At 65.5% G+C, this 8,330-nt stretch carries 8 protein-coding genes; all 8 read left to right on the top strand.

Features of this window, described 5'->3' with window-relative positions; genetic code table 11:
- The coding region (locus V7P99_RS14445; RefSeq protein WP_333795534.1) for an aminotransferase class III-fold pyridoxal phosphate-dependent enzyme at positions 1–933 on the top strand (933 nt) is incomplete at its 5' end.
- Complete coding sequence (locus tag V7P99_RS14440; RefSeq protein ID WP_333795533.1) at positions 930–1,685, top strand: gamma-glutamyl-gamma-aminobutyrate hydrolase family protein; 756 nt, start codon at positions 930–932, stop codon at positions 1,683–1,685. The genes V7P99_RS14445 and V7P99_RS14440, both read left to right, overlap by 4 nt.
- Complete coding sequence (locus V7P99_RS14435) at positions 1,682–3,034, top strand: glutamine synthetase family protein (RefSeq protein ID WP_333795532.1); 1,353 nt, start codon at positions 1,682–1,684, stop codon at positions 3,032–3,034. Before V7P99_RS14440 ends, V7P99_RS14435 begins: the two co-directional genes overlap by 4 nt.
- Before the next feature lie 61 nt (positions 3,035–3,095).
- Positions 3,096–4,595 carry an aldehyde dehydrogenase gene (locus V7P99_RS14430; protein WP_333795531.1) on the top strand — a complete coding sequence of 500 codons (1,500 nt, stop codon included), beginning with the start codon at positions 3,096–3,098 and terminating at the stop codon, positions 4,593–4,595.
- Between the two features lie 11 nt (positions 4,596–4,606).
- On the top strand, positions 4,607–6,055 hold the full coding sequence (locus tag V7P99_RS14425) for an NAD-dependent succinate-semialdehyde dehydrogenase (RefSeq protein WP_333795530.1): 1,449 nt from the start codon (positions 4,607–4,609) through the stop codon (positions 6,053–6,055).
- A gap of 184 nt (positions 6,056–6,239) precedes the next feature.
- Positions 6,240–7,562 carry an aspartate aminotransferase family protein gene (locus V7P99_RS14420; protein WP_333795529.1) on the top strand — a complete coding sequence of 441 codons (1,323 nt, stop codon included), beginning with the start codon at positions 6,240–6,242 and terminating at the stop codon, positions 7,560–7,562.
- 105 nt (positions 7,563–7,667) lie between these two features.
- Entirely contained in the window at positions 7,668–7,898 is a 231-nt protein-coding gene (locus tag V7P99_RS14415) for a hypothetical protein (protein ID WP_333795528.1), read from the top strand.
- 37 nt (positions 7,899–7,935) lie between these two features.
- On the top strand, positions 7,936–8,330 hold a 395-nt coding region (locus V7P99_RS14410; protein ID WP_333795527.1), incomplete at its 3' end, for an SRPBCC family protein.

Genomic DNA, 8,330 nt, shown 5'->3' with positions numbered 1-8,330 from the left:
AACGCCTATCACGGCTCCACCATCGCCGCGGGCTCCATGGGCGGCATGTCGCACGTGCACCAGCACAGCTATCCCGTCTACGAGGGCTTCCGCCATGCGATGGATCCCTATTGGTATGGCGAGGGGCGCGACGGGGAGAGCCTCGAAGACTTCGGCATCCGCGCCGCCAGAGACATCGAGGCCGAGATCCTGGCGGCAGGCCCGGAAAACGTCGCGGCGGTTGCCGCCGAGCCGGTGCAGGGCGCAGGCGGGGTCAAGATCCCGCCTTCGTCCTACTGGCCGGAAGTGCAGCGCATCGTCGACACATACGGCGTGCTGCTGCTGGCCGACGAGGTCATCACCGGCTTCGGCCGCCTCGGCACGTGGTTTGCTTCCGACCACTATGGCATCAGGCCCAATCTGATCACCTTCGCGAAGGGCGTGACATCGGGCTACCTGCCACTCTCCGGCGTGCTTGTTGACGACCGGATCGGCGAGGCGCTCATGGGCCATGACGACGATTTCCACCACGGCTATACGTTCGCGGGACATCCCGTCGCTTGCGCCGTGGCCCTGAAGAACCTCGAGATCATGGAACGCGAAAGGCTGGTGCCGCGGGTCGCCGAGTACGGCGCCCCTGCCCTCGCCCGCCTACTCGACAAGTTTAGGAACCATCCCCTCGTCGGCGAGGTGCGCTCGGTCGGCATGATGGGCGCCATCGAGCTCGTCGCCGACAAGCGAACGCGACGGCGCTTCGAAGAGCCGGGCCGTGTCGGCCTCATCTGCCGCGACCATTTCTTCCGTGAAGGTTTTATTATGCGCGCCGTTTTCGACACTATGGTCTGCGCCCCGCCCTTCACCTGGGAGGATGCGCAATTCGACGAGGCCGAGCGCGTCATCCGCCGCGCGCTGGACCTCACGCTCGCAGACGTCGCGGAGGAGATTACAGCATGAGCCGCCCGATCGTTCTCGTCCCCTGCTGCACCAAGCTGAACGACGGCCACGCCTTCGATTCCGTGGGCCGCAAGTATTCGGCCGCGGTCGCGGAGGCCGCCGAGTGCCAGCCGCTGCTGGTTCCCCTCGGCCCGGCTTCGTCAGACCTTGGCGCCCTCCTCGAGGTGGCCGACGGCATCCTGCTGCCCGGCAGCCTTTCCAATGTGCATCCGAGCCTCTATGGCGCTTCGGAACCCCCCATCAACGAGAACGCGCTCGATCCTGCGCGTGACGGCCTCGCCATCCCGCTGATCCAGGAGGCGTTCAAGCGCAAGCTGCCGACCTTCGCCATCTGCCGTGGCTTCCAGGAGCTGAACGTCGCGCTCGGAGGTACGCTCGATCAGGCGGTGCATACCATCACCGGCCGCCGCGACCACCGCGAGCGTCCGGACGTTCCGCTCGACGACCGGTTCGGGCCGGCCCATCCGGTGACGCTCACCGGTACGCTGAAAGACTGGATCGGCAAGGACGAGATCATCGTCAATTCTCTGCACTGGCAGGGCATCCAGCGTCTTGCCCCGCCGCTCGCCGCCGAGGCCCATGCCGAGGACGGGCTGATCGAGGCCGTGCGCGGGCCGGCCGACCATCCGTTCTTCATCGGCGTGCAATGGCATCCCGAATGGCAGGCTCGATCCAATCCGGTTTCCGCCGCGCTCTTCCGCCGTTTCGGAGATGCGGCGCGGGCCTTCGCATCGCACGGTCTTGCAGCATGAGCAGCACGTTCCTCACAGCCGACGAAGCCCGGGACTTTCTCACCGCAAATCCGACCGTCCAATGGATCGACATCTTCACGTTCGATCTCAACGGTATTCCCCGCGGCAAGCGCTTCCGGCGCGGAGACCTCGCGAGCCTTGCCCGCAACGGCCTTGCGATGCCGGCATCCGCCTTCATCATCGATCCCAGGGGAAACTCGATCGGTGAGACCGGACGCCTATGGGAGACCGGAGATCCAGACGTTCCGGCGCGCATTCTTTCGGGAACGCTCGCACCGGTCCCGGTGAACGGCGCCACCCATGCGCAGGCGGTCATGGATCTCGAGACCGCGGGCGACATGGACGGACGCGCCGTGCTCGCAAGTCAAGTCGCGCGTCTTAAGGCGGCGGGTCTCACGCCCGTCGTCGCCGTCGAGATGGAGTTCTATGTCACGAAGCCCGGCAAGGACGGCGCCTTTACTCTCGAGCCCCCACCTGGTCTGACGACCGACCCCAGCGCGGCCGGCACGTACGAGTTCGCGGACCTGGACACGTTGCGGCCCTTCATCGACGACATCTATCGCATCGCAGAAGCGCAGGGCCTGCCGGTCGATGCCGTCATCCAGGAGAGCGGGCCCGCGCAGCTCGAGATCAACCTCAAGCATCGCGATGATGCCGTGCGGGCCGCGCTCGACGGGCTGCTCCTCAAGCGTGCCGTCAAGGCCGCCGCGCACGAGCATGATCTCAACGCCACCTTCATGGCCAAGCCTCACCAAGACTGGTGCGGCTCGGGCATGCACATCCATTTGAGCCTGCTCGACGAGGCCGGTGCCAACGTGCTCGCCGGAGAGCCGATCTCGCCGCTCTTCCGCCACGTCATCGGCGGCCTCTGCGCCACCATGGCCGACTTCATGCCCATCTGGGCCCAGTACGCGAACTCCTACCGGCGCTACGTACCGCACACTTACGTCGCCGCGGCGCCGCACTGGGGCTACAACAACCGCACCGTCGCGCTGCGCATTCCGCCCGGACGCGGGGCTCAAACCCACCTCGAGCACCGCGTTGCCGGCGCTGACGCCAATCCCTATCTCGTGGTGGCGGCGATCCTCGCCGGCATCGCCCACGGGCTTGCGGCCCGGATCGAGCCCGGGCCGAACGCCGAAGGCAATGCCGGAGAGATCGAAACACCGAACACGCTGCCGACGGCGTGGGTCAACGCGCTCGCCGCATTCGAACGCTCAGCGGTGGCCCGCGATGCTTTCGGCGCTGGCTTCCATGACGTCTATGCGCGCCTCAAGCAGGCGGAACGGGCGAACTTCGAGCGCATTGTCACAGAGCTGGACCATCTCTGGTACGCGCACGTGGCATAACGCAAATATCCGGCCCGGATTAATGCGAGGCTCGGGCAGCCCGAGGCACACGAGGATTGTGATGACCACTCAGCTCTCCCTCGCCCACTACGAGACGATCGCGGGAGCGCTTCCTCTCCCCGGCAAAGCCGTCATCGACGGGCAGAAGCTCTCGGCCGTGAGCGGCGTCACCTTCGATAACGTGTCTCCGCGCGATGGCCGCGTGCTGAACCAGATCGCGGCCTGCGGCGCGGCTGACATCGACATCGCCGTTGCGTCCGCACGGGCCGCCTTCGACGATGGACGCTGGCGCAAGCTCTCCTATCGTGACAAGAAGCGCATTCTGTTCACCCTCGCCGATCTCATGGAGCGCGAGGCGGAGAGCCTTGCGGTGCTCGAGAGCCTGGACGTGGGCAAGCCGATCGCCAACGCCGTTGCAGGCGACGTGCCGCAAACCATCCGGACGCTGCGCTATTACGCCGAAGCGCTCGACAAGATTTACGGCGAGGTCGGCCCCGAGACCGAGGACCGAATCTCGTTCGCCGTGCACGAGCCGCTCGGCGTCGTCGGCGCCATCGTGCCGTGGAACTTCCCGCTTCACATGGCCATGTGGAAAGTGGCCCCCGCCCTCGCCATGGGGAATTCCGTCGTCCTCAAGCCCGCCGAGCAAAGTCCACTGACGGCTCTGAGGCTCGGCGAGCTGGCGCTCGAGGCCGGCCTGCCGCCGGGAGTGCTCAACGTCGTGCCCGGGCTCGGCGGCGATGCCGGCAAGGCGCTCGCCCTCCACAACGACGTGGACATGATCGCTTTCACGGGCTCCGGCGCCGTTGGACGTCTGCTCATGAGGTATTCCGGCGAGAGCAACCTGAAGCGCGTCAGTCTGGAGCTTGGCGGCAAGTCTCCGCACATCGTGTTCGCCGACTGCCCGGATCTCGACAAGGCTGCCGAACACGCTGCCTGGGGCATCTTCTACAATCAGGGAGAGGTGTGCACGGCAGCGTCGCGCCTGCTCGTCCACGAGAGCATTGCCGATGCCTTTCTCGACAAGCTCCTGCGTGTCGCCGATCCGATCGCGGCCGGAGATCCGCTCGATCCGTCGACCGTGTTCGGCGCCATGGTGTCCGCCGAGCAGATGCAGACGGCGCTCGGCTATATCGAGGCCGCGAAAGAGGACGGCGCCGTGCTCCGCCTCGGCGGCAACCGCACGCGCATGGAGACGGGCGGCTACTACGTCGAGCCCACGGTGTTCGACGACGTGGCACCGCAGGCAAGGCTCTCTCGCGAGGAGGTGTTCGGACCCGTGCTCGCGGTCACGCGCTTTACGGATACAGAGGACGCCCTCCGCCTCGCGAACGACACGCCCTACGGGCTCGCCGCCGGCCTCTGGACGCGCGACGTCAGCCTCGCCCACCGGGCAGCGCGCGCGATCAAGGCCGGCCTCGTGTGGGTCAACGGCTGGGATAGCTGCGACATCACCATGCCGTTCGGCGGCTTCAAGCAGTCCGGCTTCGGGCGCGATCGCTCGCTGCACGCGCTTTACAAATATGCCGATCTGAAATCGGTCTCCATTACGCTTCTCTGACGGAGGTCCCCATGGACACCCCGCATCCCCGCTATCCGGACGCCGCGCTGATCGGTGGCGAATGGATTACGAGCCAGGACACATTCGAGGTTCTCGACCCCGCCACCGGCGCGCTCATCACCCGCGTGCCGAACCTCGGCCCCGCGGAAACGGCACAGGCCATCGATGCAGCCCAGACCGCGCTGCCTGACTGGTCGGCACGAACCGCCAAGGAGCGCGCGCAGATCCTGAAGCGCTGGTTCGATCTCGTCATGGAGCAGTCCGAGCCGCTTGCCCGGCTCATGACCTCCGAGCAGGGAAAGCCCTTGGCGGAATCGCGCAGCGAAGTCGCCTATGGCGCTGCTTTCATCGAGTGGTTCGCCGAGGAAGGGAAGCGCGCCTACGGCCGGACGATCCCGACCACGGCTCACGGCAAGCGCTATATCACGATCAAGCAGCCCGTCGGCGTCGTTGCAGCCATAGCGCCGTGGAACTTCCCCATCGCCATGATCACCCGCAAGGTCGCGCCTGCGCTCGCCGCCGGCTGTACCGTGGTCGTGAAGCCCGCTGAAGATACGCCGCTCTGCGCTCTCGCCCTCGCCAAGCTCGCGCTCGACGCGGGCGTGCCGGCGGGTGCCCTCAACGTCGTGACCACCAAGGACGCCGCCGCCGTCGGCAAGGTGCTCTGCGAGGATGCGCGCGTGCGCAAGCTATCCTTCACCGGCTCGACCGAGGTCGGCAAGACGCTCTATCGCCAGTGCGCGGGCTCAGTCAAAAAACTGACGCTCGAGCTTGGCGGCAACGCGCCGCTGATCGTGTTCGACGATGCCGACCTCAGCCAGGCGGTCGCGGGCACGATGGCGTCAAAGTATCGGAATGCTGGCCAGACCTGCGTTTGCGCCAACCGCATCTTCGTGCAGTCCGGCATCTTCGATCGCTTCGCCGAGGCGCTCGCAGCCGAAGCCAGAAAGCTCAAAGTCGGCCCTGGCTCCGAGGATGGCAACGCTATCGGCCCGTTGATCAACGCCGGCGCGGTAAAGAAGGTCGAAGCGCTTGTTGCTGACGCGAAGGCCAAGGGTGCCACCGTCGTTCTCGGTGGCGCGCAGGCCGACGCCGGGCCGCTCTTCTACCAGCCGTCCGTGCTGACCGGCGTGACGATGGAGATGGCCCTCGTCGGCGAGGAGATCTTCGGGCCCGTCGCGGCGCTGATCCGCTTCGAAAGCGAGGATGAAGCCGTGACGCTTGCCAACGCCACGCCCTTTGGCCTCGCGGCCTATCTCTTCAGCCGCGACATCGGCCGCGCTTGGCGCGTGGCGGAACGGCTCGAAGCCGGAATCGTCGGCGTGAACGAGGGCATCTTCTCCAACGAGACGGTGCCGTTCGGCGGCATCAAGGAATCTGGTCTTGGCCGGGAAGGAGCCGCCGAGGGGCTCGACGAATATCTCGAGACCAAGTTCATCTGCCTCGGAGGCATTGCTTAGAGCGCGCACACGTATGGCGGGATCGATGCCGCCATGTAACACCGCTCGCCAGGCTGCACTTCCATCCTCCTTGACCGCGAGCGGTGACATCAGGAAGGTAACGCCTATCCGGAGACGCACGGCGGGCGTTCGCTCACGCAGCTCGTGTTGATTGCGCTCCATATCCTGGCGAGGCAGCCCTGCCATGACCGCTCAGCTCAAGACCAACGACCTCGACGCCTTCTTCATGCCGTTCTCGGCCAACCGGCAATTCAAAAAGGCGCCGCGCCTCTTCGCCTCGGCGAAAGACATGCACTTCTTCACCGAGGACGGGCGCAAGGTCCTCGACGGCACCTCCGGGCTGTGGTGCGTCAACGCCGGTCATTGCCGCCCCAAGATCGTGGAGGCGATCCAGGCCCAGGCGGCTGAGCTCGACTTCGCCGGAACCTTCCAGATGGGCCACCCGAAGGCGTTTGAGGCGGCGTCCCGCGTCGTCAACATCGCGCCGCAAGGCTTCGGCCATGTATTCTTCACCAACTCGGGCTCGGAGTCCGTCGACACGGCGCTCAAGATCGCGCTCGCCTATCATCGGGCGAAGGGCAACGGCGCCAAGACGCGCCTCATCGGGCGCGAACGCGGCTACCACGGCGTCAATTTCGGCGGCACTGCGGTCGGCGGTATCGGATCCAACCGCAAAATGTTCGGCGCGCTCGTCGCGGGCGTCGATCATATCCGCCATACGCACGATCTCGAGCGGAACGCCTTCAGCCGTGGGGAGCCGGAGCACGGCGCGGACCTAGCCGACGATCTCGAGCGGCTCGTGGCGCTGCATGACGCCTCCACCATCGCGGCCGTGATCGTCGAGCCGGTCGCCTGCTCGACCGGCGTGCTGATCCCGCCTAAAGGCTATCTGAAGCGGCTGGCGGCGATTGCCGCCAAGCACGACATCCTGCTTATCTTCGACGAGGTCATCACGGGCTTCGGCCGCCTCGGCACGCCGTTCGCCGCCGACTATTTCGGCGTCTCTCCCGACCTCATCACGACGGCGAAGGGGCTTACCAACGGCGCCATTCCGATGGGTGCCGTGCTCCTCAAAAGCCATATCCACGACGCGCTCATGAGCGGCCCCGAGAGCGCGATCGACCTCTTTCACGGCTATACCTACTCTGGCCATCCGATTGCGGCCGCCGCCCTCGTGGCAACGCTTGCGACGTATCATGAAGAGTTGCTGCTCACACGCGCGGCCACGCTCGCGGCCCATTGGGAGGAGCGGGTGCATGCCCTCGAAGGGCTGCCGCACGTCATCGACGTGCGCAACATCGGCCTCATTGGCGCCGTCGAGTTCTCGCCAAGGCCCGATGCGCCGGGCACGCGCGCCTACGACCGCTTCGTCAAAAGTTTCGAACGCGGTCTGCTCGTCCGCCAGACAGGAGACGTTATCGCCCTCTCGCCGCCTCTCATCATCACGGAGGAGCAGATCGACGAGATGTTCGACATCCTGACGGCCGTTCTCAAGGAGGGCGATTGACCGTCACGCGGGATCCCGCCACCTCTCAAGCGCGTTGTCAGTCAGGCGAGCATCCGTCTGCAACCGCCCTATGTCGCTGGATCGCGAGCCTGAAAAGGTGCTCCCATGCCCAAAATCAGCAACTATCTGGATCGTATCTCTCCGTCCCGAACCTTCGACGATGCCGAACTCGCGCGCCTTCAATCCGTGTATGAGCGTGCCTGCGAGATCCATGGCATCGAGGTCGGCGATCCGCGCCGCGAGACGATCGCCATATTGGTGTTCCGCGCTGCTGATTTGACGAGCGACACGGGCGAGATGCTCGAACGTGTGCTGGATTTGTTCGGACCATCTTGAGCGGCCGGAAGCTGCCAGCCAACTCGAGGAATTCATCATGCCGAGCACCATACGACTGCACCGGGTCCTCGCGGCCAAGCCGGAAAAGATCTATCGGGCGTTTGTCGAGTCCGATGCGGTGGCGAGTTGGCTGCCACCATTCGGCTATCTCTGCACCGTCCATGAGCTCGATGCCAGAGAGGGCGGCACGCATCGAATGTCGTTTCGCAACTTTACGACGGGGGCCAGCCACTCCTTCGGCGGCACCTATCTCAAGCTCGTTCCGGGAGAGACGCTCGTGTACACGGACCGTTTTGACGATCCCAATCTCCCCGGCGAAATGAAAGTGACGGTGGCACTGAAGGCCGTATCGGTCGGAACAGAGCTGCATATCGAGCAACAGGGCGTTCCCGACATCATTCCGCCGGAAGCTTGCTACCTTGGTTGGCAGCA

Origin of the sequence: Hyphomicrobium sp. (assembly GCF_036780825.1) — a bacterium.
In the GTDB taxonomy this organism is placed as follows: domain Bacteria; phylum Pseudomonadota; class Alphaproteobacteria; order Rhizobiales; family Hyphomicrobiaceae; genus Hyphomicrobium_C.
This window is presented reverse-complemented; position numbering and strand designations above follow the sequence as displayed.

What these genes read in the sequence shown, in the direction of transcription:
- V7P99_RS14440 (WP_333795533.1), top strand. Translation starts at nt 930, where the DNA reads ATGAGCCGCCCGATCGTTCTCGTCCCCTGCTGCACCAAGCTGAACGAC.
- V7P99_RS14435 (WP_333795532.1), top strand. Translation starts at nt 1,682, where the DNA reads ATGAGCAGCACGTTCCTCACAGCCGACGAAGCCCGGGACTTTCTCACC.
- V7P99_RS14430 (WP_333795531.1), top strand. Translation starts at nt 3,096, where the DNA reads ATGACCACTCAGCTCTCCCTCGCCCACTACGAGACGATCGCGGGAGCG.
- V7P99_RS14425 (WP_333795530.1), top strand. Translation starts at nt 4,607, where the DNA reads ATGGACACCCCGCATCCCCGCTATCCGGACGCCGCGCTGATCGGTGGC.
- V7P99_RS14420 (WP_333795529.1), top strand. Translation starts at nt 6,240, where the DNA reads ATGACCGCTCAGCTCAAGACCAACGACCTCGACGCCTTCTTCATGCCG.
- V7P99_RS14415 (WP_333795528.1), top strand. Translation starts at nt 7,668, where the DNA reads ATGCCCAAAATCAGCAACTATCTGGATCGTATCTCTCCGTCCCGAACC.